Below are 21,040 nucleotides of genomic sequence, written 5' to 3' on the forward strand. Positions count from 1 at the left end.
TGGGAAGCGGGCCGATCCGGCCGGATCGGGACCGACGGGATCTCTTCGCCGTCGACTCCGTCGCGGGTCTCGACGAGCTTCACCGCCGCCGCCGCGACGTCCATGATGTCGAACTCCTGGGCCAGCGAATCGACCACGGCGCGGTATGCGTCGAGCTCACCGCCGACGATGGTCTCGCGGAGGGAGGTCTTGGTCAACTCGATCCGGCGAGCCCGAAGGTCGGCAACCGTGGGCACGGTTTCGATCTGGATCCTCTGTTTGGTGAGGAATTCGATGTTGCGGAGCAGGCGGTGTTCACGGGGCTCGGCGAGGGTGATGGCGACGCCCTCGCGTCCGGCCCGGCCGGTGCGCCCGATGCGATGGACGTAGGCCTCGGCCGAAGTGGGAACGTCGTAGTTCACCACGTGGGAAACGTGCTCGACGTCGAGGCCTCTCGCCGCCACGTCGGTCGCGATCAGCAGATCCACGGTGTTGGCCCGGAACTTCTTCATGACTCGATCGCGCTGTTCTTGCGACAGGCCGCCATGCAGGGCTTCGGCGCGATAGCCGCGGCCATTCAGCGACTCCGTGAGCTCGTCGACCTCGGTGCGCGTGCGGCAGAAGACGATGGCCGAAGCGGGGTTTTCGACGTCGAGCACGCGCCCGAGGGTCGCCATCTTGTGCGCCCGGCCCACCACGTAGGCCGACTGCCGCACGCGCGGGGCCGAACCCGCGGGAACCACCTCACGGTCGATGCGAACGCGCACCGGGTTGCGAAGGTGTCGGTTGGCGATTTCGGCGATGCGCGGCGGGAGAGTGGCGGAAAAGAGTGCCGTCTGACGTTCCCTGGGCGTCTCGGCGAGGATGGCTTCGATGTCTTCGGCGAAGCCCATGTCGAGCATCTCGTCGGCCTCGTCGAGAATCACCACCTTGATGCGGGAAAGCCCGAGCGTCTTGCGGCGGATGTGGTCGAGAGCGCGTCCCGGAGTCGCCACCACGACATCGACGCCGCGCTTCAACTGGCGCAGTTGCATCTCCATCGGCGAACCGCCGTAGATCGGCACGGCGATGATTCCCATGGCCTTGCCGTACTTGTGTACCGCTTCGGCGACCTGCATCGCCAGCTCGCGAGTGGGTACGAGGATCAGTGCGCCGAGGCGTTCCGCCACTGCGGCGTGCGGAGTGAGGATGTGCAGCAGCGGCAACGCGAAGGCAGCGGTCTTGCCGGTACCGGTTGCCGCCTGACCGAGAACGTCGCGACCTGCGAGCAACGGCGGGATCGCTTGCCTTTGGACAGGAGTCGGCTCCTCGTACCCTAAGGCTCCGAGTCCGGCGACGACCCGAGGGTCGAGGCCGAGCGCGGAGAATCCCGGGGCTGGATCGGTCGTCTTGTCCGTTTCTTCGCGCATGGCCATGGGTAGACGATAACCGGAAGAGGGCCAGGGGCAACCGACCGGCCGACTTGTAGCCTCAGGCCAGCGAGGTGCCGGAACAGTGCCGGAGCGTCGAAGTCCCTCCAAATCCTGGTCGCGAGGACTTCATGGCGGCGCCAGACAGGTCTCGTCCCCCCAAGAACGTCCCCTGGCGCGATTGGATTCCTCGATCGACAGCGTCCTTGCCGCAGCCTGAATCGCGCCAGGATATCGGCTGGTACTCGCACGGGGTCCTCCCCCAAGGCGAGCGCCGGTTTCATGCTACTTGGACCCCGGTGCGGCGAAGAAGGAAACTCGGGGGACAGGACTTCTTGGGAGACCGGGGACACATCGGAGGGACAGGAGGGCGGGACGGGACGAGCGATGGGCAGGCGACCCCTGAGCGGGTGTCCGCCTCGCTGTCCGTCGGCGATGGCCGGGTCGATCGCGGAGACGCCGATGTATACCTCGAACGTCACGGTCCTGCTGAAGCCCGAAGACTCTCCCACCGACGGGTGGGGTGCGGTCCCGTTACGGCGGGGTCAGCTTCTGAATCAGGCCGCTCTGGTCCCAGCTGTCCCAGCCTTCGATCATCTGGCCGTCGCGGAAGCGGAACCAGGACATGCCGCGCGCCTCGATCACTCGGCCCGAAGGGGGGATGCCGAGTCCCGTGCCGAGGTGGGTTCCGGTCACGCGCCAGCGGAGGACGACCTGATCCCCCTCCGCGACGCTGTCCTCGACCGCGATGCGAAGGTCGGGGAGCGCCTCGAGGAACGCGGCGCGCGCCGCCTTGAAGCCGGCGGGTCCGTGGACGTCGCCGCCTTCCATGTGACCGACGGCGTCGGCGTGCATGAGCTCGTCGATCACCTCTTCCCGCCGCTGGTTCCAGACTTCCTCCATCCATCGCAGCGCGATCTCGCGGTTCTTCCCGTTGGACGCCATCGATCGATCCTCCATGAGTTGAACCAGCCGGTTTCTGGCGGCGATTGTAGACCGATCGGGCAATGAGGTCTGCACCACGGCGCCAGCTCAGGCAACCGTGGCGCTCCAGGGCTCGGTGGCGCCATTCTCGAAGCGTTCCGCGAAGATGCCCTTGCGGCTGTCGTGGCGGACGCGCATGTTCGCCATGTCAGCCGCAGGCAGATTGCCTGGTATCGCCACGGCCAGGGACCAGCCGGCAGCGACCCGGCGCGGGGTCGGGTAGGATCCGCGCCCAGGGAGCTCTCCGATGACGACGGTTCGTACGGCCTGTGGGGTCTCACTGTGCGCGCTTCTGGGCCTCGCGGGCGGAGGCTCCGCCGACGGACCCGGCTGGAGCTACGACGGCCACGGCGGACCCGCCGATTGGGCGGAGCTCGACCCGGCGTTCGCGACCTGCGGGCTCGGGCGGCTTCAGTCGCCGATCGATATCCGCGGGGCGAAGACGGCGGAGCTGCCGGCAATTCGATTCGACTATCGGGCGGGGAAGCCGACGATCGTCGACAACGGCCACACCGTCCAGGTCGACGTGGCTCCGGGCAGCGCCATCGAAGTCGGGGGCGAGCGCTTCGAGCTGCTCCAGTTCCACTTCCACAAGCCGAGCGAGGAGAAGATCGACGGGAAGGCGCACGACATGGTCGTCCACCTCGTGCACCGCGACGCGACGGGGCACCTCGCCGTCGTCGCCGTGCTGCTCGACCGCGGTGGCGAGAATCCGCTCCTCGCGGAGATCTGGCAACGCCTGCCGCCGGCCAAGCACCAAGAGGTGCGCCTGGACCTCGAGCTCGACGCGACCGCCCTGCTGCCCAGCGAGCGCGGCTACTACACCTTTCAGGGGTCGCTGACCACGCCGCCGTGCAGCGAAAACGTGCGCTGGTTCGTGCTCAGGGCGGCCACGACCATCGGCGAAAGCCAGCTCGCGACCTTCGGCAAGCTGTACGAGTCGAACGCCCGCCCCGTGCAGGCGTTGCACGAGCGCGAGATCCTCGCGACGCCCTAGCTGTTCTGCCAGTCTGAGATTTCGGGGGAGCGATGCCCTACGACGAAGGTCTGGCGGAGCGGATTCGGGAGGTCCTCCACGATCGGCGCGAGATCGTCGAGAAACGGATGTTCGGCGGTATCGCCTTCCTGCTGCAGGGCCACATGGTCGTGGGAATCGTGAGTGACAACCTCATGTGCCGGGTCGGTCCCGATCGCTACGAACGCGCGCTCACCCGCCCGTTCGCCCGGCCGATGGACTTCACCGGCAAGCCGCTCAAGGGCTTCGTCTTCGTCGCTCCCGGCGGATTCGCCGAAGACGGCGATCTCGAGCTGTGGATCGGTGACTGCCTGCGCTTCGTCGAATCGCTGCCGCCGAAGACGTCCCTCCGCGCGGCGGTCGGGAGGCCAGGCCGTCGGTAGCCGCAGCACTGCCGAAGTGGCTGCCGGTTCCGGATCGGTTTACTGTTCCGCCGAGCCGTTCGTGTCTGCCCATCGCTGCCCGGGCGGCCGCCGGCTTCCTGTTCCTCGGACCCGCGAGCGGCCCGGAAAGAGACCGGAAATAGGGCTGGCGCAGGGGGTAAAGTGGCCTGGCCGCAAGAGGAGATTGCCCATGAGTCGTAGCAATTTTCCCCGCGTTGCCGCAGCGTTCCTGGCCCTCGTCGCTCTGGCGCACGCCTGGCGCGCCGTCGAAGAGACCCCTCTCCTGATCGGGGTGACCCCCATCCCGGTCTGGACCTCCTGGCTGGCCGCCGCGGTGACGGGCGCGCTCAGCGTGTGGGGTTTCAGAACCCGGAGCTGAATCGACCCCGGCGAGGCCGCGGGCTTCGCGGCCCGGCGAGCGCCGCCGGGGGGTAGGGCGGCGACCTCGGGGTTGGCCGGGCCCTCCGGTTCCGGCGCGGCGAGCTGCCGGAATCCAGGAACCGGGGAGCGTCGAGCAGCAGCTACGGCGCGCGGAAGGAGTTGAGAGCCTTCGCGGCCGCGGCGATGCCGGACTTGTCGCTCGCCGGAGCAGCGAACCAGATCTCGCCGATGTGGCCGTCTTCGAGAGCCAGCCAGGCCATGCGGAAGACGACGCCCGTGCCATCCTCGTCCTTGCCGGTGCCGTCCATGTAGAAGCCGCTCAGGCCTGCCTGCTTGGCATCGGTCGGATCCCCAACGGCGACATTCTTGTAGTTCTCTTCGAGGTAGGCCACGGTTTCCGCAATCGCGTCCTCCATCGCGCTCTCGCTGCCCGCGATCGTGCGGAAGGCCAGATACACCCCGCTGTCGCTGTTCACGTGGACGAAATCGCCGACCTCCTCGCCCGGCTCGACCTCCCAGCCGTCCGGGAGATCGACCAGGAAGCTGGCGTCCTCGGTCGAGGGATAGCCCAGGGTGCCGGCCCCCGCCTGGACGGCGACGAACGAACCGGCGAGCAGCAGCAGAGGCACCAGCGCGAGATTGCGAACGACCAGTTTCATTACGTTCTCTCCTTGGAAGACTGCAGTGGAACCGTCTCGAAACATCAAGCATATTGTCGAAGCGCCCAAAAGTGGAGGCGCCGGGCGCTCCGTTGGCCCGGATTCGCGAGCCCCTCGGAGTACCCCACCCGATAGCGGGGTGCGCCGGATCCGGTGGAGTGGTTCCATGGTGGACGAGGAGGTCCTCTCATGCCTGCCATGCCACAGTCGGTCGCCGAGTTCCTCAAGAGCCGCCGCATTGCTGTCGCCGGTGTGTCGCGCACGAACGGCGTCGGCAACGCCGTGCTCAACAAACTCCGCTCCGCGGGCTACAAAGTCGTGCCGATCAATCCCCATGCCACCGAGCTCGAGGGCGCGACCTGCTATCCGGAGATCGCCGCCGTGCCGGGCGAGCTCGATGCCGTGGTGTTCGCGAGCCACCCGCGGTTCGCGGCCGCCTGCGTGCGTCAGTGCGCCGAGCGCGGCGTGCGGAGAATCTGGTTCCACCGCTCGTTCGGCGAGGGGAGCGTTTCGGAAGAAGCCGTGCTCGAATGCCGCACTCGCGGCATCGAGCCGATCGTCGGCGGCTGCCCGCTGATGTACTGCGAGCCGGTCGACCTGGCCCATCGCTGCATGTGCTGGTGGCTGCGCCACAAGGGGCGGGTCCCGACCTGAAGAGGGGCGCGCGCCGGAGCCTTCCCACTTCTGCCTGGTCCTGTTTGTACAACGGCCTCCTCGCGCAGGAGCGCAGCCCGCCGGGAACAGCGATTCACCGGTCTCCCCAATCCGGAATGGCAGTTGCAGTTGAGATCCACTGCGGGTCCATTGCCGGTCCTCTTCCGGTCCATTCAAGGTCCATCGCAGGTCTGGGACCGCCCGGCACCTGCCGGGCTCAACGCATGGCTGCGAGGGAGATCCAGTCGACGAAGACTGCAACCGAAGCCGACGTCACCCAGCCGAGCTCCTCCCTTCGCGGCGAGCTTTCCGCGGTCGAGGCCTGCGAGCAGTCGATCGCGAAGATCGACGACGAGCCCACCTTGCGCGCCGAACTCGAAGGCTGCCGGCTGTCGCACCAGCGCCGCGCGGCCATCCTGGGGTAGTTTTCGCGTCAGCCGTCGAGAAGATCCCATTCCACCCGAGCCGCCCGGAGGCCAGCCGACCATGCCGACCCAAACCGTTCGACTGCACCGTGTTCTGCGCACGACTCCCGAAAAGGTCTATCGGGCGTTTCTCGATGCAGGCGCCATGGTCAAGTGGCTGCCGCCGCACGGTTTCACAGGAGAGATCCACCACCTCGACGCCAGAGTGGGAGGCACCTTCAGGATGTCGTTCACGAACTTCGGCAACGGACAGAGTCACTCTTTCGGCGGCGAATATCTCGAGCTCGTCCCGAACGAACGGATCCGGCACACCGACAAGTTCGAGGATCCGAATCTGCCGGGCGAGATGCAGGTGACGGTCTCCCTGCGTCAGGTCTTCTGCGGAACCGAGCTCCACATCGTCCAGGAGGGCATCCCCGAGGTGATTCCGGCCGAAGCGTGCTACCTCGGCTGGCAGGAGTCGCTGACGCTCCTCGCGCAACTCGTCGAGGCGGTGGTCCCCGGGGGATGACACTGGCAGCGAACAAGCCCAGGATGCCCGAAACCACCGTCGAGATCCGGTTCGCCGCCATCGCGCCCTGGGGAGCGGGGCCCGCAACCCTGCGCGGCCCGCCAGCGTACAGAGAGGGGAGCTTCATTCCGGTGCGGTAGCTGGCGACAGGGGAGCCTCTCCATGAGCGGACAGAGCCGATTGGGTGCACTTTGTGCGCTGGCGATACTCTTCGAACCTGCACTCCGCTCCCAGACTGCGGAGACTCTCGCGATCGCCCCGGATTCTCCGCGCTGGCAGCTGCAGGGAGAGGCCCGGGTCGTCGACTATCTCGGCCGCAAGTGCCTGTCTCTCGACGGCGGAGCGGCGGTCCTCTCCGACTTCGAGCTGCGCGACGGGGTGATCGACGTCGACGTCGCCACCGCCGCGACCCGGGGGTTCTTCGGCATCCAGTTCCGCATCGCGGAGAGCGGCACCGACGCCGAGTGGATCTATCTTCGGCAGCACAAGTCCGGTCTCTCCGACGCCATGCAGTACACACCCGTACTGGGCACCGGCCTCAACTGGCAGCTCTACAGCGGTCCGGGGTTCACCGGCGTGGTCGAGATTCCGAAGGACGCCTGGTTTCATCTCCGCCTGATCGTCGCCGGAGCGCAGGCCCGACTCTTCGTTCACGACATGAAGACCCCGGCGCTCGTCGTGAACGACTTGAAGAGCGGCATCGAGAAGGGGCAGGTGGCGCTCGCAGTCCTCACGGGGGCGACTTGCTTCTCGAACTTCGCCATCCGGGAGTCGCCCGAAGTGCCCCGGGAGAGGCGCTCGCCGCCGATGCCTGATGGGGCGCTCACCCGATGGAGCCTGTCGCCGGCATTCGACGCGCTCGAGCGGAACCTGGAGCGTCCGCTTTCGTCCGCCGAAACGAAGGCCATCGTCTGGCAGGAGGTGGAGGCGGAGCCGCCCGGCCTCGTGGTCATCAATCGCTATCGCGACAGTCCTCATCCCAGGGTGTCGTTCGCAACCGATTTCTCGAAGCGCCTGGATCCGCAGCCGGGAATGAAGGTGGTGTATGCCCGGACCCGGATCGAATCCGATCGCGACCAGGTGAAGAAGCTGCAGCTCGGATACAGCGACGACGTCAGCCTGTTCCTCAACGGGCAGATCCTGTTTCGCGGCCGGAGCGCGCAGAACTTCCGCGACCCCGCGTTCCTCGGCATCGTGAGTCCCGAGAACGACGCCGTCTATCTGCCGCTGCGCAAGGGCACCAACGAGCTGGTGCTGGCGGTGAGCGAGCTCGGCGGAGGATGGGGATTCATCACCCGGCTGGTGGACATCGCGGACTGAGGACCGAGTGTCCTCGCGAGCCGTTGTCGTAGCCTGTCGGTCGGCGGGCGGCTCCTCCGCAGTGGAGTCCGCCGGGCCGCCGGGATGGGACGCACGTCCATCGATGCGCCGGTAGGCGAGGTCCGCGGGAGACCTGGATGATCATGGCAGCAGCCTTTCTGCACTCATGAGGCAACCCATGCAAATTCTCGATGCCATCGGCAATACCTCGATGGTCCGGCTGCACAGGGTCGTGCCGCCCGGGTGCGGTGAGATCTACGCCAAGCTCGAGTGGGAGAACCCGACCGGGAGCGTCAAGGATCGAATGGCGGCGGCGGTCATCGCCCGCGCGGAAGAGGACGGCCGGCTCCGGCCGGGCGACACCGTCGTCGAGTACACCGGGGGCAGCACCGGAGCCTCCCTGGCCCTGGTCTGCGCCGCCAAGGGTTACCGACTCCGAATCGTCACCTCCGACGCCTTCAGTCCGGAGAAGCTCCGGCAGATGGCGGCGCTGGGTGCCGAGCTCACGCTGGTGCCGAGCGAAGGTGGCAAGACCACCCGAAAGCTCATCCTCGATATGGTCGAGACCGCACGCGAGCTCGCCCGTGAGCCGCACACCTTCTGGACCGACCAGCTCCACAACCATGACGCCATCGCAGGCTATTTCCCGCTGGGCGAGGAGATCTGGCGCCAGACCGGCGGCGCGCTCGACGCCTTCGTGCACAGCGTCGGAACGGCCGCCGGCTCGCGCGGCGTCGCGACTGTCCTCAAACGCCACCGACCGGAGGTGAGAATCGTCGTCGTCGAACCGGCCGAATCGCCGGTCCTCGGTGGCGGCGAGGCCGGGCCGCACAAGATCGAAGGGGTGGGCATCGGCTATGTCCCGCCGCTTTGGGAGCCGGCGCTGGTCGACGAGGTGACGGCGGTCGCGACCGACGAGGCGAAGGCGATGGCGCGGCGGCTGGCGCGGGAGGAGGGGTTGTTTGCCGGGACCTCGTCGGGTGGAAACGTCGTCGCCGCGATTCGCGTCGGCCTGCGCCTGGGCCCAGGGAGCCGGATCGTCACGCTGATGTGCGATTCGGGTCTCAAATACCTCCAGACCGACGTCTTCCAGCCGGCTTGAGCTCCCGCCTCATCCCACCCGATCGCGGGTGCGGAGGACCTCGATGCGACGGCATGCACGTGATTCGACCCATTTGTACAACTGCCCGCCGCGACAGGAAGCCGGCCGCCGGAAACCCGCGTAGCCACGGCCTCTCCAATCTGGAACGCCAGTTGCAAACATGCCTGCGTTGAAGGTCCGTGGCAGGTCCGGGACTCCTCGGACTCTGCCTCACTCAACGCAGGTTTTCCAGGGAGATCCATCGATGAAGACCGCAACCGAAACCGACGTCACCCAGCTGAACTCCTTCCTTCGCGGCGAGCTTTCCGCGGTGGAAACCTACGAGCAGGCGATCGCGAAGCTCGACGACGATCCCGCGCTGCGCGCCAGGCTCGCGGATTGCCGGATGTCCCACCAGCAGCGCGCTGCGCTGTTGCGGGACGAGATCACGCGCCGCGGCGGCGAGCCGGCGGAAGGCTCCGGTGTCTGGGGCGCCTTCGCGCAGCTCGTCGAGGGCGGCGCGAAGGTGTTCGGCAAGAAGGCCGCGATTGCCGCGCTCGAGGAGGGTGAAGACCACGGTCGCGACGACTACCGGGCGGAGCTCGACAATCTCGACTCCGACATCCGGATGTTCGTCGAGACCAAGCTCCTTCCGGAACAGCTCCGCACCCACGACACCCTTTCTGCGCTGAAGCACTCCCTGTAGGGCCCATCGGTCCGCGGCGAGGCCTCGGCAGCCGGGTTACTCCGAGGCCTCGCCGGGTGGATCGCCGGAATTCACAGGACGGCTGACGACCAGGCGCCGGTGTCGCCGCCGGCGAATCCGTCATGAAAAAGGGCGACGGGGAGTCGGGCGCCGTCGGTCTCGAAGGCGCCGATGTCGCAACCGTCGGTGCTGTCCGGGACCACCGGGTTGTCGACAGCGCGTTGCAGCGTCTCCAGATTGCCATAGCCCCGCTGGTCGCTGGGCTCGCCGGGACATTCGCCGTGGTCGACCAGGAGGCTTCCGGGAGTGGGGGCGTGTGTCTTCGTCGGCCCGCCGTTGTCGGCGAGCCCAGCGAGCGCGGCGAAGATCGGCGCCGCGCGACTTCCGACCCAATCATCGTTGGAGTTCGGCCCGCCGAGGGGAAAGGCGGCACCGCCGCCATCGCGGGCGCCGATGAGATTTCCGCCCAGCGAGAGAATTGCGGAGTTTGGACCAACGGCGAGGTCGCTCGCCAGCGTGCCGCCGAGATTCCCAGCGACCACGCTGCTCGAGAGCTCCAGGGCCGAAGGATAGAGGGCATCGGCATGAGCGAGAAGGCCGCCGCCCACCTCCTCGGTATCGTCCAGGTTCGTATCGGCGGTGTTGGCGGTGATCGTACTGCCTGCAATGCGGACGGTACCGTAGATGAGTCCGATGCCCGCACCCCAGTCGCCGCAGCTGTTGCCACTCACCGTCGAGCGCCGGATCTCGCCGTTCGCCCAGCCGAATACGATTCCGCCGCCGACGGACTCGCCGTCTCCCGTGTTTCCCGAGACGGTCGAGTCCTCGACCAGCATGAAAGCGGTGGGTGCTGCGCCTCCTGCCGCTTCCGTCAATAGTTCCGGGTAGCCTTCGCCGAGCAAGTAGACTCCCCCGGCTCCGAGAGCGCCGAGGTTGCCGTCGACCGTGCTGCGCTGAAGCGTGATGGAACCGGCGGAGTCACCATAGATCCCGCCGCCCGCCTCCGCGGACTCGCAGGCGGTGATCCGGCTGTCGACGACTTCGAGGTGGTCCCCGGTGCGCACCGTGATGCAACCGCCACCGATCGGATTCAGTCCGTTGCGGACGGTCATCCGCTCGACCCGGAGCGTGCGGCCGTTGGGCGCACCGTTGAAGAACAGCATCCGGTGATTCGCACCGTTGAGGGTGAGCGCGCCGGTCGCCGGTCCGGAGAGGGTCAGTGAGCGCGTGATCGTCGGCAGGTCCGAGGCGAGGACGATCGTGCCGGTGAGGTCGATGCGTACTCGGTCTGAACCGCTGCCGGCCGGGCATCCAGAGTAGGCCAGGTCGGTGTTCGCGGCCCGGATCGCTTCGCGAAGCGAGCACTGGCCATCGTCGACTTCGGTATCGGTGAGTGTGTCGACAGCGATCGTCGCCGCGCTCAGCGGCGTCGCAATCCCTCCCGCGCCCAGGGACGCGCAGAGACCGCTGGCCACGACGACGGCGCCGACGCGGGCCAGTTTCGGGAGCCATGACGCCAGTGTTTGCAGACGATGGGTTCGAGACATGAAGGCCTCCTCACCTGGATTCGCGCCAAGCGAACGTCCATCTGGACATCGACGCCGCTTCGCCTCACGCCGGGCACGCGGTTAGACTTCCTGCATCCAGGGAGGCACGATGAGCGACGCCAAGTGGGTGGATCTCGGACCGGTGGCTGCGTTGAAGGATCGCCCGGTGCGGGCGCTGACGATCGATCGCACGCGCATCGCGCTCACTTTCAAGGACGGCAAGTTCGGCGCGATCTCCGGCATCTGCAACCATGTCGGAGGGCCATTGGGCGACGGAACCATCGCCGGCGATTACGTCGTCTGCCCCTGGCACGGCTGGAAGTTCCATTGCACGACCGGAGAAGGGGAGCCGGGCTTCGAGGCCGACCAGGTGCCCTCTTACGAGGTCGAAGAGCGCGATGGGCACCTGTTCGTGAACCTCGAAGCGGTTTCGAAGCGGGGCCGGCTGCCGCACGAGCCGCACCCTCTCGCGCGCAAGCCCGAACGTGCGCCGGGACCGATCCGGGTGGTCGGCATCTCGACGACGGTGATGAATCGGGATCTGCCGCGCTTTTCGACTTCGGACGAGCTGCTCGCCGCGGCGCTCGGGCACTCCGGCGAGGCGCTCGACTGCGAGCATCGGATGATCAAGCTGAACGATCTCTCCTTCCGCTCCTGCGAGGGCTACTACTCGAAGAGCGCCCGGGCCTGCACCTGGCCGTGCTCGATCACCCAGATGGACGCCGAAGACCAGCTCGACCGGGTCTACGAGGCGATCGTGCATTGGGCGGACGTCATCCTGGTGGCCACTCCGATCCGCTGGGGCGCGGCGTCCGCGCTCTACTACAAGATGGTCGAACGCATGAACTGCATTCAGAACCAGATCACCCTGCACAATCGCGTACTGCTCAAGAACAAGGTCGCCGGTTTCATCATCACCGGCGGCCAGGACAACGTGCAGGCGGTCGCCGGCCAGATGCTCGGCTTCTTCGCCGAGATCGGCTGCGTGTTTCCGCAGTACCCCTTCATCGCCCATTCGCGCGGCTGGGACGCCGAGGACATGGAGAGAAACGTCGCCTCGGTGCGTGACTCGCCCGACCTGCACGAAGCGGCGCGCGCGCTCGCGGCGCGCGCGGTCGACATGTCGCGTATCCTCACCGCGTCGTCGATCGAGGATCGGAGGCTCCTGCGCGGCGGCCGGAAGGCGTTCGGCCCCGACCGTCTGCAAGGCCTGCACGATCCCAACGGCTAACCCACGCGGCGCCAGCCGCCCCACCGACGGAGACTGCCGCATGGCCAGCACCGACCCGCGAATCGACGCCTACATCGCCCAAGCCGCTCCCTTCGCCCAGCCGATTCTCGGCCATTTGCGGAAACTCGTGCACCAGGCGGAACCGCAGATCGCGGAGACGATCAAGTGGGGGATGCCTTTCTTCGAATGCGGCGGCATCGTCTGTCACATGGCGGCCTTCAAGTCGCACTGCGCCTTCGGGCTCTGGCGTGGCGGACCGACCTCGAAGACCGGCAAGGAAGACGACGCAATGGGACACTTCGGACGGATCACGACGCTCGCCGAGCTGCCGCAGGACGTCGTGATCGTGCAGCTCGTGAGGGCTTCGGTCGCCCGCAACTCGAGCGGCGAAAAGGTCCCGGCGAAGCCCAGGACCCGCCGTGCAGCGCTCCCTGTGCCTGCGGAGCTCCGCGCTGCGCTGGCGAAGAACCGCGCCGCCCAGGCGACGTTCGAAGCCTTTCCACCGAGCCATCGACGCGAGTACCTCGAGTGGATCAGCGAAGCGAAGACCGCCGTAACGCGCGACAAGCGGATCGCGACCACGGTGGAGTGGCTCGCCTGTGGCAAGTCGCGGATGTGGAAGTACCGCAAGTGAACGCGGTCACCGCCGCGTCACAGGTCCGGGTCATGTCCGTCGCCGCCGGCGACGCGGCGCTGCGCTAGAATTGCGGCGCTGCCACTCGTGCTGCCTGCCAGCCGGAGGTTCCTTGACCCCGCCCAGTGAAACGCCGCTCGCGAATCTGGCCGAAGCCCAGCCTGAACTGGTCGACTATCCGCAGGCCCGTGAGTCGCTGCCGCCCGGAGAGATCGCGGAGGGGGCGTACGCGGTTCGCTACGCCTCGTCGGTCGAAGAGCTCGACGCCATCCTCCGGCTGCGCTTCGACATCTTCAACATCGAGCTGCGCGAGGGGCTGGAGGAGTCGTTCGCGACCGGTCGCGACCAGGACGAGTTCGACGCCCAGTGCCATCACCTGCTGGTCGAGCACCGGCCTTCCGGCCGGGTGATCGGCACCTATCGCATACAGACTGCCGCGATGGCGCTCGCCGCCAGGGGCTTCTACACCGGTACCGAGTTCGATCTCTCGCGGCTGCCGGAGGAGATCGTCGCGCAGTCGGTCGAGGTCGGCCGGGCCTGCATCGCCGTCGAGCATCGGCTGAAACCGGTACTCTTCCTGCTCTGGAAGGGGCTCGCGCTCTACATGGCGCACAACCAGAAGCGCTTCCTCTTCGGGCCCTGTTCGCTGACCTCGCAGGACCCGTGGGACGGCAAGCGGGTGCTGGACTACCTCGAGCGCAAGAACCTGGTGCGTCACGACGTCCCCGTCGGCGCGATGCCCGGCTACGAGTGTCTGTGGGAGGGGGAAGATCCGGCGCCGGAGAAGGGCGAGCGTATCGAGCTGCCGCCGCTCTTCGACATTTATCTGCGCTACGCCGGGCGCACCTGCGGCCCGCCGGTCATCGACCGCCGGTTCAAGACGATCGACTTCTTCATCCTGTTCGACGTCGACGCGCTCTCGGTGCGCGCCCGCCGGATCTTTTTCGGCTGACCCGAAGACGCCCCGGAATCGTCCGCTAGACGCTGCCCGGGCCGGCGATCACCTCGACGCGGAAGGGAATCTCCGCGCCGGCGGTGTGCACGACGATCTTCACCTTGACGCCGCCGTCGAGGCCGGTGGACCAGCGGATCGCTCCGTCGGCCTGCGACGTTCCGGCTTCGGGCGCGGTCGAGTCGCCGAGGTAGACCGTGATGCGGGCCGCGCTTTGGGGCGAAGCGACTCCGATCGAGAAGAGCCCGGCGGCCTCGGGCTGGAAGTGGAAGATGGCCGGGCGCTCGATCGCGACGGTGCCCTCACCGCGGGCCATCGCCGGTCCCCCCGCGACCGTCGCCGCCTGCAACACCAGCCGTTGCGGTTCCGCCGGCGGCAGTTGAACCTGGGGCGTCGACGAGGCGACGGCGGAGAGCGGAGTCGGAGCCGTCGGGGTCGCTGCCGGCTTCGCGCCCGGCTTGGGGGACGCGGCTGCCGGCGGCGGTGCCGGAGCCTGAGCAGCGGCCGGAGCGGCCGCGAAGAGCGCGGCTAGCAGGATCAGCAAGAGCGTCGTCGCGGCGGTCGAACGGGCGGCGGAGATCATCGGTTCACTCCTGGTCAGGGTCGTGCCGGGATGGCGCGGCGGCTGCCGTCTCCGCCGGCGAGAGTGGAGCGATGGTACCAAAGCGCGCACTGCGGTTGCGCAACAGACGGACGAGCGCCCCCAGGCCGGTCGCGGAGGCCCCCAGTGCGACATTCGCGGCGCCGATCGCGAAGGCGAGCCGCCACTGTTCGAACAGCGTTCGATAGGCCGCGAGGAGGCTCGCTCCCGGAGCATAGATGTGGGTCGCCTCGGAGGTGACGCCGTTGAGCTCGAGGATGGTGAGCTCGAGGCCGGCGCGGAACTGCCCGACCGACGGGACCCGCAGGTCGAAGCGCCCGAAGTAGAAGCCCGGGAAGGTGCGGGCCAACGCCTCGATGGCGGCCTCGAGCTCGGCCGTCCGGTGCTCGCGAGCATCGAGAAAGACGGTGCCGCGGCAGTGGTTGCCGATCTCGACGAGCTGCACACGCTCGGCCGGTGCCGGTACCTCGTCGAGCCGCTCGAGATTCGCCTGCAGGTAGTAGGGGGCCATGCAGACAGCGCGATCGTCGGCGAGGATGAGCTCTTCGAGGCGCCGCCGGCCGTCGCCGACGACCACCGGAAAGCGCTTGCCGGTGATCGAGATGATCCGGCCGCGCTCCTCCTCCGGGTGGCGGACGTAGAAAACGCCGAACTCCTCGCCGGGGATGTATTGCTGGAGGAGCACTCGCCCTGCGGACTGTTCGAGGTAGCGCGCGAGCTCCGCCCCCGAGCGCACCACGGCGACCCCCCGTCCGCGCTCGCCGACGTCGGGCTTGAGAACGACCGGAAAGCCGAGGCCGGCCTCTCGCATCGCCGTCTCCAGACGGGCGAGTCGGCGATCGGGATCCGTGGGCAGATCGACGACCCGGAAACGGGCCACCGGAGCACCGGCCAGCCCCCGAAGAATGTCGCTCTTCGACTCTTCGACGAAGCCGCCCGACGGGATGCCCGGGTTGGCGGCGGTGAAGAGCGTCAGGTGCCGGTGGCGCAGGCCCAGCCAGAGGCCGTGCAGAACGACGGGGAACTGGAAGAGCCAGGCCGGCCAGAACTCCCACAGCGTGAGCCGCCGAAAGCGTCCGAGCAGCAGCCGGCGGCCGCGCCAGGTGAAGAGCGGCACGACGATGCGGACGAACAGGAAAACGACCGCGAAGGCGGCGACGATCGCCGGCAGGGCGACCCGCTCGTAGGAGCGGAATTGCGTCAGGATCGCGCCTCCGGTCCAGGCCGAGAGCCCGACGAGCAGCGGCGTCCAGACCACGCCCGCGAGCAGGAGCGCCACCGCGACGCGCGCGAATGGTGCGCGCAGGATGCCGGCGGCGAGAAAGAGCGGCAGACGGCTGCCGGGCACGAAGCGCGAGGCGAGAACCACCCGGTCGCCCCGCGCCGTGAACCAGCGCTCGGCGCGGTCGAGAGTCTCGCGGGTCAGCACCCATCGGAAAGGAACGCGCTCGAGGAGCCTTCTGCCGAGCAGACGACCGGCGAGGACGAGCAGCAGGTCCCCGACGAAGATGCCGGCGAGACAGGCCGCGGTGGCGGCAGCGAAGGAGAGCTTGCCGTGGGAGACCAGGAGCCCGGCGGCGACGCAGGTGAGGTCCTCGCTGACGAGAGTCGCTGCGGCGAGCAGCAGGCCGAGCAGAAGCTGGTGGCGGAGGGAGAGCCGGCCCGGCCCGCCGCTTCCGCTCTCCGGGTCGATCTGCTCGAGGGTTCCGAGGAGCCCGCCTGCCCAGTTTCCCGAGGGGCTCTCGGACGCCGGCGCGGGCTCGGGAGCGTCCGCCCAGACCACCGACGCAGAGAGCCCGGGCAGGAGGAGCAGAAGGAGCAGAGCGAGAGGGAAAAGGGCGCGAACCTCTTTCTGCCGGCTGCCGTTCGCGGCGAGGGGCATTCCGGCGGGTCCGCCTCAGCGGCTCCCGGATCCGGTGAGGAGCGCCAGGGTCGAGCGTTCGGGTGCGCCGGCGCAGCAGGGCGCGCCGTCGAAGTAGGCGACCTCCACTCGGGCGGTCTCCCGAAGCACCTCGAGGTGGCTCACGGTCGAGGCATCGTCCCGGTGCATGCAGACCGACGATGCCGACCGCGTGGGCGCATGACTGCGGTGAAAGCGGCGCAGCTCTTCGACGCCGCGAGCGGCGCGCTCGCCAGTGCGTGCCGTCCACAGCTCACTGCGCACCCGGGTGACCTCGAGGTCGCCACGGGAGGAGGAGCAGAGGAGGCCGCTGTCCGTCGTGATCGCTTGCGTTTGGAGATCGCTCCCGTTCCAGACCGCGCCGAGGGCGCCTTCTCCCGGGAGGTTCGCGATCAGGCGGAACGGGGCGCACTCGACCAGGGGCAGGCCTCTCAGGAGGGCCGCGACCTCCGGCAGGTCGCGGGCGCCGACGAGGGCCGGTATCAGGCTGCCCCGGCTGCGCCGGCCGGCCGCCGGGGGCTGGCCGTCGATGCTGCGGTTGAGCAGCGCCAGGATGAGCCCGCGCACGGTGGCCGCGAACCAGGTACCGCCGGAGTCGGGGTCGGTGGGCGAGAGGTAGGAGATGCCATTGGCCTGCCGCTCTCCGGGCGGTAGCCCGATGGCCCGGGTCCGGCGTTCATCGCGGTTGAAGAAGAAGTGGAACCGGTCGCCAGCGGTCAGCCAGGAAGCGGTGCACATGAGCCCTGGGCCTGCCAGTACTTGAGCGTGGAAGGCGCGATCCCGAAGTCTTCCGGCACCGCAATCGCGAAGCGCTCCAGCAGGATCGAGATCAGCGCGAAGTGATGCACGGTATGGGAGAGCAGGAACTGGAGCTCGCGTCGAACGGTGGAATGGCTCCAGTGGTCGGCATCCGGGCCACCTGGGCCAGTGGAGCCACCGGACTCGAGGCGAATCTGGATCGGCAGTTCCATGAGGTCCTCGTCGACGAGCACGAGCTCGCCGACGATCTCCCGCATCCGTGCCGCCGCGAACTCGAGGTCCGACTCGAGCCGGGGTTCCCGCGCCCGGGCATCGTAGTCGACGCGGAAAGCGGGGAGGCCGGCGAGGAAGGCGGAGTAGTGGTCGAGAACATGGCGCAGGTGCGGGCCCACCGTCCTGGCATGCCGTTCCGGGGTACGGGCGAAGGCGCTCTCCGGCAGACGTCCGAGGAGCTCGAGCGCCTGCTCGAGGCAGTGCAGGTTGGCCGCAACGACCGGGGGGAGGACTTCCATGGAGGGACCGATGATCTCGTCCGGGGCGCCCGGCGGTCAAGTCGCACCCGCTGCCCTCGCAGGCGCCGGGCCCGGGGTGGTTTATGCTCTGCGGGTTCGATGCGAGATCCCCGAAGCCAGTTTCGCCTCATCGTATCCGCTCTTCCTGCTCTGCTTGCGCTGACGCTCTTCGCGGGCGGCAGTGCGGCGATGGCGCAAACCGGCCCAGCGGGCAGCGAGCCGGCAGGCGGGTCCGCGACGCTGCCGAGCCCGGAGACTCCGGCTGCCCAGTCCGGCCCGACCGACCTGCCACGACCTCCCATCACCGTCGTGCACCTGCGCCTGCGGTCGATCCTGCAGCCGGTGGCGCAGCAGTTTCTGGTCGAAGCGCTGGCGGATGCCGACCGCAACGGCGCCGCCCTTCTGGTCGTGGAGCTCGACACTCCGGGTGGACTGCTCTCTTCGACCCGCGAGATCTCGACCGCGATGCTCGGGGCGGCGACGCCGGTGGTCGTCTACGTCGCGCCCTCCGGGGCGCAGGCCGCCTCGGCGGGTTTCTTCCTGCTGATGGCAGCCGACTTCGCCGCCATGGCACCGGGGACGAACACCGGCGCAGCCCATCCGGTCGGCGGACAGGGCGAGACCATCGAAGGCGTCATGGGCGAGAAAGTCGAACAGGACGCTGCGGCGACCATCCGGGCGCTGGCCGGCCGTCACGGCCGCAACGTTGCGCTCGCCGAAGAGGCGGTCGTCGAGAGCCGCTCCTTCACCGATCAGGAGGCGCTGGCGCAGGGCCTCGTCGACGTCGTGGCGTCCGACCTCGCGCAGCTCCTGCTGGCGCTCGAGGGACGGACCTGGGAGAAGGCCGGCCGCAAGGGCACCCTGGCCCTCTCCGGGGCGCGAATCTCCGAGGTCGAGATGTCGCCGCTGCAGCGGATGCTGGCGGCGATCGTCCACCCCAACATCGCCTATCTGCTGATGTCGATCGGATTCCTCGGCATCTACTTCGAGCTCGCCCATCCCGGAGCGGTGCTCCCGGGCGTCGTCGGAGCGATCGCCCTCGTCCTCGGTCTCTATGCGCTCTCGGTGCTGCCGGTGAATCTCGCCGGTGTCGGGTTGATCCTGCTGGCGCTGGTCTTCTTCATCGCCGAGATCAAGGTGACGAGCTACGGTCTGCTCGCCGTCGGCGGTATCATCGCCCTCGTGCTCGGCTCGCTGTTGCTGTTTCGCGACCTCGATCCGGCGCTGCGCCTGAGCCGGGGGCTCGTCGCCACGACCGCCCTCGTCGCGGCGCTCCTGGTCGGCTTCCTCGCCGTGCTCGCCGCCCGGGCCCAGCGCTCGCCGGTGTTCGCCGGCAAGGGGGGCCTCGAGGGCGAGCTCGGCCGGGCGATCGAAGACCTCGATCCGGCCGGCCGGGTGTTCGTGCACGGGGAGATCTGGAACGCCGACGCGGAGGCTCCGGTGCGCGCGGAGCAGAGCGTCCGGGTGGTCGGCGTCGACGGGCTGCGCCTCAAGGTGCGGCCGGAAGAGAGGAGCAGCTAGTGCCCCAGGAATTCGCCATCATCCTCGTGCTCGTCGCCTTCGGCATCTCGCTGCTCCGGCTCTGGATCAAGGTGCTGAAGGAGTACGAGCGCGGCGTCGTCTTCCGGCTCGGCCGTGTGCTCGCCGAGCCCAAAGGTCCGGGCCTCATCTTCCTGTTCTGGCCGCTCGATCGCATGGTGACGATTCCCCTGCGCACCGTGGTTCTCGACGTGCCGGCGCAGGATGTCATCACGCGCGACAACGTCTCGGTCAAGGTCAATGCCGTGCTCTATTTCCGGGTCGTCGATCCGGTGAAGGCGGTCGTCTCGGTGGAGAACTACCTTTACGCCACCAGCCAGTTGGCCCAGACCACGCTGCGCTCGGTGCTCGGCCAGGCGGAGCTCGATGAGCTCCTCTCCGAGCGGGACAGGCTCAACGAGCGCCTGCAGGAGATCATCGACAAACACACCGATCCCTGGGGCATCAAGATCTCGATGGTCGAGGTGAAGCACGTCGACCTGCCGCAGGAGATGCAGCGCGCCATGGCGCGCCAGGCCGAAGCCGAACGCGAGAAGCGCGCCAAATTCATCCATGCGCAGGGCGAGCTCGACGCCTCGAAGGCGCTCGGCGAGGCGGCGAACTCGATCTCGCAGAATCCGGTGACGCTCCAGCTGCGCTATCTCCAGACGCTCACCGAGATCGCCGCCGAGAACAACTCGACGATCATCTTCCCGCTGCCGATCGAGCTCCTGAAGTCGTTCTTTCCGAACTCTTCGCAGAACAAGTAGCGGCCGGGCGTCCGCCGTCGTGAGGAAAAGTGGAGGCAGTCTTGGAATCGAGTGAATCGCACGAGCCGAGCTATTACGAGGTCGCGCTCACCAACCGGCAGGTACTGATCGCCTTCGTGGTGCTCCTCACCTGCCTCGTGACGGCGTTCCTTTCGGGCGTCTGGATCGGACGGGGAGGGAGCTCGCCGGCCCGCATCCCGCCGGCGACCCTCGAAGCGGCCGCGACCTCGACCGAGCCGCCGCTCGAGCAACTGACCTTCTTCAATGGCAAAGAGGCCGGCACCCGGACGTCCGGCGCGGCCGGCTCCGGAGCGGCCCCGGTGGCCGCCGAGCGTGTCGCGCCGCCCGCTGCGGACGCCCCTGCGACGGCCGAGGAGCGCGCCACCGAGACGATGCGCCAGAACCTCGACGCCACCATGGCGGCGAACCGGACGATTCCGGCGCCAGCTGCCGCTGCGCCGACGGCCACCACCCCGAAGGCGACGCCGGCGGCCGCTGCACCTCCGGCCACGACAGCTCCGGCGAAGGCACCGGCGCCTGCCAAGAAGGAGCCCGCGGCAGCGAAACCCGCTGTTGCCGGGAAGACTTTCGTGCAGGTCTACTCGTCCAACAACGGCCCGCGCGCCAGGGAGATCGTCGCGCAACTGCGCAAGGGCGGCTTTACCGTGGTCATGACCGAAACGCCGAAAGGCGGCGGCACGAACTACCGCGTGCGGGTCGGACCCTATGCCGAGCGCACCAAGGCGGAGGCCGCTGCGACGCGGTTGCGGCGGGATTTCCGGCTCGAAACCTGGGTGACCGATTCGCCCTAGCGACCCGGTCGTAGGTAGCCCGCTCGCTGCCACCGGGGGCGCGGCGGCGAGCGGACCCCTGCGCTCCTCGGGGTCTCGGAGTCCGCTCACCATCACCCTTCTCGCGGCGCTCGCGGGGGGAGCGTTGTGGGGACTCTGCTTCTCGGTCCGACCGTGGCTTCCGATCTGCCTGGTCGGTCTGGTGCCGCTCTTCCTGCTCCTGGGGCAGCCGCGGGCCTGGCTCCTCGGCTGGCTGCACGGCTTCGCGACCTGGAGCGTGGCGCTTTTCTGGCTCGTCGACACGCTCACGACCTACGG

The 21,040-nt window shown here is 68.3% G+C and carries 23 protein-coding genes; 15 read left to right on the plus strand and 8 right to left on the minus strand.

What is annotated here, in order from left to right:
- Together KBI44_16150 and KBI44_16155 are read right to left on the minus strand one after the other, a co-directional pair.
- A partial coding sequence (locus KBI44_16150) for a DEAD/DEAH box helicase (protein ID MBP9146010.1) occupies positions 1–1,388 on the minus strand: 1,388 nt, incomplete at its 3' end.
- A gap of 534 nt (positions 1,389–1,922) precedes the next feature.
- Entirely contained in the window at positions 1,923–2,333 is a 411-nt protein-coding gene (locus KBI44_16155; GenBank protein MBP9146011.1) for an ester cyclase, read from the minus strand.
- A 286-nt stretch (positions 2,334–2,619) separates the two neighbouring features.
- Between KBI44_16155 and KBI44_16160 the strand changes: the two genes are divergently transcribed.
- The 3 genes from KBI44_16160 (at position 2,620) to KBI44_16170 (ending at position 4,149) form a co-directional block, all read left to right on the plus strand.
- Positions 2,620–3,369 (plus strand): carbonic anhydrase family protein, encoded by a 750-nt coding sequence (locus KBI44_16160; GenBank protein MBP9146012.1) that lies wholly within the window; start codon positions 2,620–2,622, stop codon positions 3,367–3,369.
- 32 nt (positions 3,370–3,401) lie between these two features.
- Positions 3,402–3,770 carry a TfoX/Sxy family protein gene (locus KBI44_16165; GenBank protein ID MBP9146013.1) on the plus strand — a complete coding sequence of 123 codons (369 nt, stop codon included), beginning with the start codon at positions 3,402–3,404 and terminating at the stop codon, positions 3,768–3,770.
- 190 nt (positions 3,771–3,960) lie between these two features.
- Positions 3,961–4,149 carry a hypothetical protein gene (locus KBI44_16170; GenBank protein MBP9146014.1) on the plus strand — a complete coding sequence of 63 codons (189 nt, stop codon included), beginning with the start codon at positions 3,961–3,963 and terminating at the stop codon, positions 4,147–4,149.
- Between the two features lie 142 nt (positions 4,150–4,291).
- Here the strand turns inward: KBI44_16170 and KBI44_16175 are convergent, their stop codons facing one another.
- Positions 4,292–4,810 (minus strand): hypothetical protein, encoded by a 519-nt coding sequence (locus KBI44_16175; protein MBP9146015.1) that lies wholly within the window; start codon positions 4,808–4,810, stop codon positions 4,292–4,294.
- A 198-nt stretch (positions 4,811–5,008) separates the two neighbouring features.
- Between KBI44_16175 and KBI44_16180 the strand changes: the two genes are divergently transcribed.
- From KBI44_16180 to KBI44_16205, 6 genes are all read left to right on the plus strand, one after another.
- Positions 5,009–5,464, plus strand: a complete 456-nt coding sequence (locus tag KBI44_16180; protein ID MBP9146016.1) for a CoA-binding protein — start codon at positions 5,009–5,011, stop codon at positions 5,462–5,464.
- 224 nt (positions 5,465–5,688) lie between these two features.
- On the plus strand, positions 5,689–5,889 hold the full coding sequence (locus KBI44_16185; protein ID MBP9146017.1) for a hypothetical protein: 201 nt from the start codon (positions 5,689–5,691) through the stop codon (positions 5,887–5,889).
- Between the two features lie 61 nt (positions 5,890–5,950).
- The gene (locus tag KBI44_16190; GenBank protein ID MBP9146018.1) at positions 5,951–6,400 is read left to right on the plus strand and encodes an SRPBCC family protein; all 450 of its coding nucleotides are present in this window, start codon (positions 5,951–5,953) and stop codon (positions 6,398–6,400) included.
- A gap of 162 nt (positions 6,401–6,562) precedes the next feature.
- Positions 6,563–7,720, plus strand: coding sequence for a hypothetical protein (locus tag KBI44_16195; GenBank protein ID MBP9146019.1), 1,158 nt, complete (start codon positions 6,563–6,565; stop codon positions 7,718–7,720).
- A 178-nt stretch (positions 7,721–7,898) separates the two neighbouring features.
- On the plus strand, positions 7,899–8,822 hold the full coding sequence (locus KBI44_16200; protein ID MBP9146020.1) for a cysteine synthase family protein: 924 nt from the start codon (positions 7,899–7,901) through the stop codon (positions 8,820–8,822).
- A 244-nt stretch (positions 8,823–9,066) separates the two neighbouring features.
- Positions 9,067–9,507, plus strand: a complete 441-nt coding sequence (locus KBI44_16205) for a demethoxyubiquinone hydroxylase family protein (GenBank protein ID MBP9146021.1) — start codon at positions 9,067–9,069, stop codon at positions 9,505–9,507.
- 71 nt (positions 9,508–9,578) lie between these two features.
- Here KBI44_16205 and KBI44_16210 read toward each other — a convergent pair whose 3' ends face one another.
- On the minus strand, positions 9,579–11,054 hold the full coding sequence (locus KBI44_16210; GenBank protein ID MBP9146022.1) for a CSLREA domain-containing protein: 1,476 nt from the start codon (positions 11,052–11,054) through the stop codon (positions 9,579–9,581).
- Positions 11,055–11,163: 109 nt separating this feature from the next.
- On the opposite strand from KBI44_16210, the gene KBI44_16215 reads away from it, so the two are divergent.
- From KBI44_16215 to KBI44_16225, 3 genes are all read left to right on the plus strand, one after another.
- On the plus strand, positions 11,164–12,285 hold the full coding sequence (locus KBI44_16215) for an NAD(P)H-dependent oxidoreductase (protein MBP9146023.1): 1,122 nt from the start codon (positions 11,164–11,166) through the stop codon (positions 12,283–12,285).
- A 40-nt stretch (positions 12,286–12,325) separates the two neighbouring features.
- The gene (locus tag KBI44_16220; protein ID MBP9146024.1) at positions 12,326–12,919 is read left to right on the plus strand and encodes a YdeI/OmpD-associated family protein; all 594 of its coding nucleotides are present in this window, start codon (positions 12,326–12,328) and stop codon (positions 12,917–12,919) included.
- A 112-nt stretch (positions 12,920–13,031) separates the two neighbouring features.
- A complete protein-coding gene (locus KBI44_16225) occupies positions 13,032–13,871 on the plus strand; it encodes a GNAT family N-acetyltransferase (GenBank protein ID MBP9146025.1) in 840 nt (279 codons plus the stop codon).
- A 25-nt stretch (positions 13,872–13,896) separates the two neighbouring features.
- Here KBI44_16225 and KBI44_16230 read toward each other — a convergent pair whose 3' ends face one another.
- From KBI44_16230 to KBI44_16245, 4 genes are read right to left on the minus strand one after another with little or no spacing between them, the layout of a single operon-like run.
- Positions 13,897–14,454, minus strand: coding sequence for a hypothetical protein (locus KBI44_16230; GenBank protein MBP9146026.1), 558 nt, complete (start codon positions 14,452–14,454; stop codon positions 13,897–13,899).
- A gap of 4 nt (positions 14,455–14,458) precedes the next feature.
- The gene (locus KBI44_16235; GenBank protein MBP9146027.1) at positions 14,459–16,354 is read right to left on the minus strand and encodes a VTT domain-containing protein; all 1,896 of its coding nucleotides are present in this window, start codon (positions 16,352–16,354) and stop codon (positions 14,459–14,461) included.
- Between the two features lie 15 nt (positions 16,355–16,369).
- Positions 16,370–17,110, minus strand: coding sequence for an NRDE family protein (locus tag KBI44_16240; GenBank protein ID MBP9146028.1), 741 nt, complete (start codon positions 17,108–17,110; stop codon positions 16,370–16,372).
- Positions 17,089–17,643, minus strand: coding sequence for a DinB family protein (locus tag KBI44_16245; GenBank protein MBP9146029.1), 555 nt, complete (start codon positions 17,641–17,643; stop codon positions 17,089–17,091). Before KBI44_16245 ends, KBI44_16240 begins: the two co-directional genes overlap by 22 nt.
- Before the next feature lie 99 nt (positions 17,644–17,742).
- On the opposite strand from KBI44_16245, the gene KBI44_16250 reads away from it, so the two are divergent.
- From KBI44_16250 to KBI44_16260, 3 genes are read left to right on the plus strand one after another with little or no spacing between them, the layout of a single operon-like run.
- Positions 17,743–19,164, plus strand: a complete 1,422-nt coding sequence (locus KBI44_16250) for a nodulation protein NfeD (GenBank protein MBP9146030.1) — start codon at positions 17,743–17,745, stop codon at positions 19,162–19,164.
- Positions 19,164–19,931 (plus strand): slipin family protein, encoded by a 768-nt coding sequence (locus tag KBI44_16255; protein MBP9146031.1) that lies wholly within the window; start codon positions 19,164–19,166, stop codon positions 19,929–19,931. Before KBI44_16250 ends, KBI44_16255 begins: the two co-directional genes overlap by 1 nt.
- Before the next feature lie 41 nt (positions 19,932–19,972).
- Positions 19,973–20,743, plus strand: coding sequence for an SPOR domain-containing protein (locus KBI44_16260; GenBank protein ID MBP9146032.1), 771 nt, complete (start codon positions 19,973–19,975; stop codon positions 20,741–20,743).
- The last annotated feature ends 297 nt before the right edge of the window (positions 20,744–21,040 follow it).

Source organism: Thermoanaerobaculia bacterium, assembly GCA_018057705.1.
In the GTDB taxonomy this organism is placed as follows: Bacteria; Acidobacteriota; Thermoanaerobaculia; order Multivoradales; family JAGPDF01; genus JAGPDF01.

Coding starts and splice junctions, on each gene's coding strand:
- KBI44_16155 (MBP9146011.1), bottom strand. CDS start 2,333: ATGGCGTCCAACGGGAAGAACCGCGAGATCGCGCTGCGATGGATGGAG.
- KBI44_16160 (MBP9146012.1), top strand. CDS start 2,620: ATGACGACGGTTCGTACGGCCTGTGGGGTCTCACTGTGCGCGCTTCTG.
- KBI44_16165 (MBP9146013.1), top strand. CDS start 3,402: ATGCCCTACGACGAAGGTCTGGCGGAGCGGATTCGGGAGGTCCTCCAC.
- KBI44_16170 (MBP9146014.1), top strand. CDS start 3,961: ATGAGTCGTAGCAATTTTCCCCGCGTTGCCGCAGCGTTCCTGGCCCTC.
- KBI44_16175 (MBP9146015.1), bottom strand. CDS start 4,810: ATGAAACTGGTCGTTCGCAATCTCGCGCTGGTGCCTCTGCTGCTGCTC.
- KBI44_16180 (MBP9146016.1), top strand. CDS start 5,009: ATGCCACAGTCGGTCGCCGAGTTCCTCAAGAGCCGCCGCATTGCTGTC.
- KBI44_16185 (MBP9146017.1), top strand. CDS start 5,689: ATGGCTGCGAGGGAGATCCAGTCGACGAAGACTGCAACCGAAGCCGAC.
- KBI44_16190 (MBP9146018.1), top strand. CDS start 5,951: ATGCCGACCCAAACCGTTCGACTGCACCGTGTTCTGCGCACGACTCCC.
- KBI44_16195 (MBP9146019.1), top strand. CDS start 6,563: ATGAGCGGACAGAGCCGATTGGGTGCACTTTGTGCGCTGGCGATACTC.
- KBI44_16200 (MBP9146020.1), top strand. CDS start 7,899: ATGCAAATTCTCGATGCCATCGGCAATACCTCGATGGTCCGGCTGCAC.
- KBI44_16205 (MBP9146021.1), top strand. CDS start 9,067: ATGAAGACCGCAACCGAAACCGACGTCACCCAGCTGAACTCCTTCCTT.
- KBI44_16210 (MBP9146022.1), bottom strand. CDS start 11,054: ATGTCTCGAACCCATCGTCTGCAAACACTGGCGTCATGGCTCCCGAAA.
- KBI44_16215 (MBP9146023.1), top strand. CDS start 11,164: ATGAGCGACGCCAAGTGGGTGGATCTCGGACCGGTGGCTGCGTTGAAG.
- KBI44_16220 (MBP9146024.1), top strand. CDS start 12,326: ATGGCCAGCACCGACCCGCGAATCGACGCCTACATCGCCCAAGCCGCT.
- KBI44_16230 (MBP9146026.1), bottom strand. CDS start 14,454: ATGATCTCCGCCGCCCGTTCGACCGCCGCGACGACGCTCTTGCTGATC.
- KBI44_16235 (MBP9146027.1), bottom strand. CDS start 16,354: ATGCCCCTCGCCGCGAACGGCAGCCGGCAGAAAGAGGTTCGCGCCCTT.
- KBI44_16240 (MBP9146028.1), bottom strand. CDS start 17,110: ATGTGCACCGCTTCCTGGCTGACCGCTGGCGACCGGTTCCACTTCTTC.
- KBI44_16245 (MBP9146029.1), bottom strand. CDS start 17,643: ATGGAAGTCCTCCCCCCGGTCGTTGCGGCCAACCTGCACTGCCTCGAG.
- KBI44_16250 (MBP9146030.1), top strand. CDS start 17,743: ATGCGAGATCCCCGAAGCCAGTTTCGCCTCATCGTATCCGCTCTTCCT.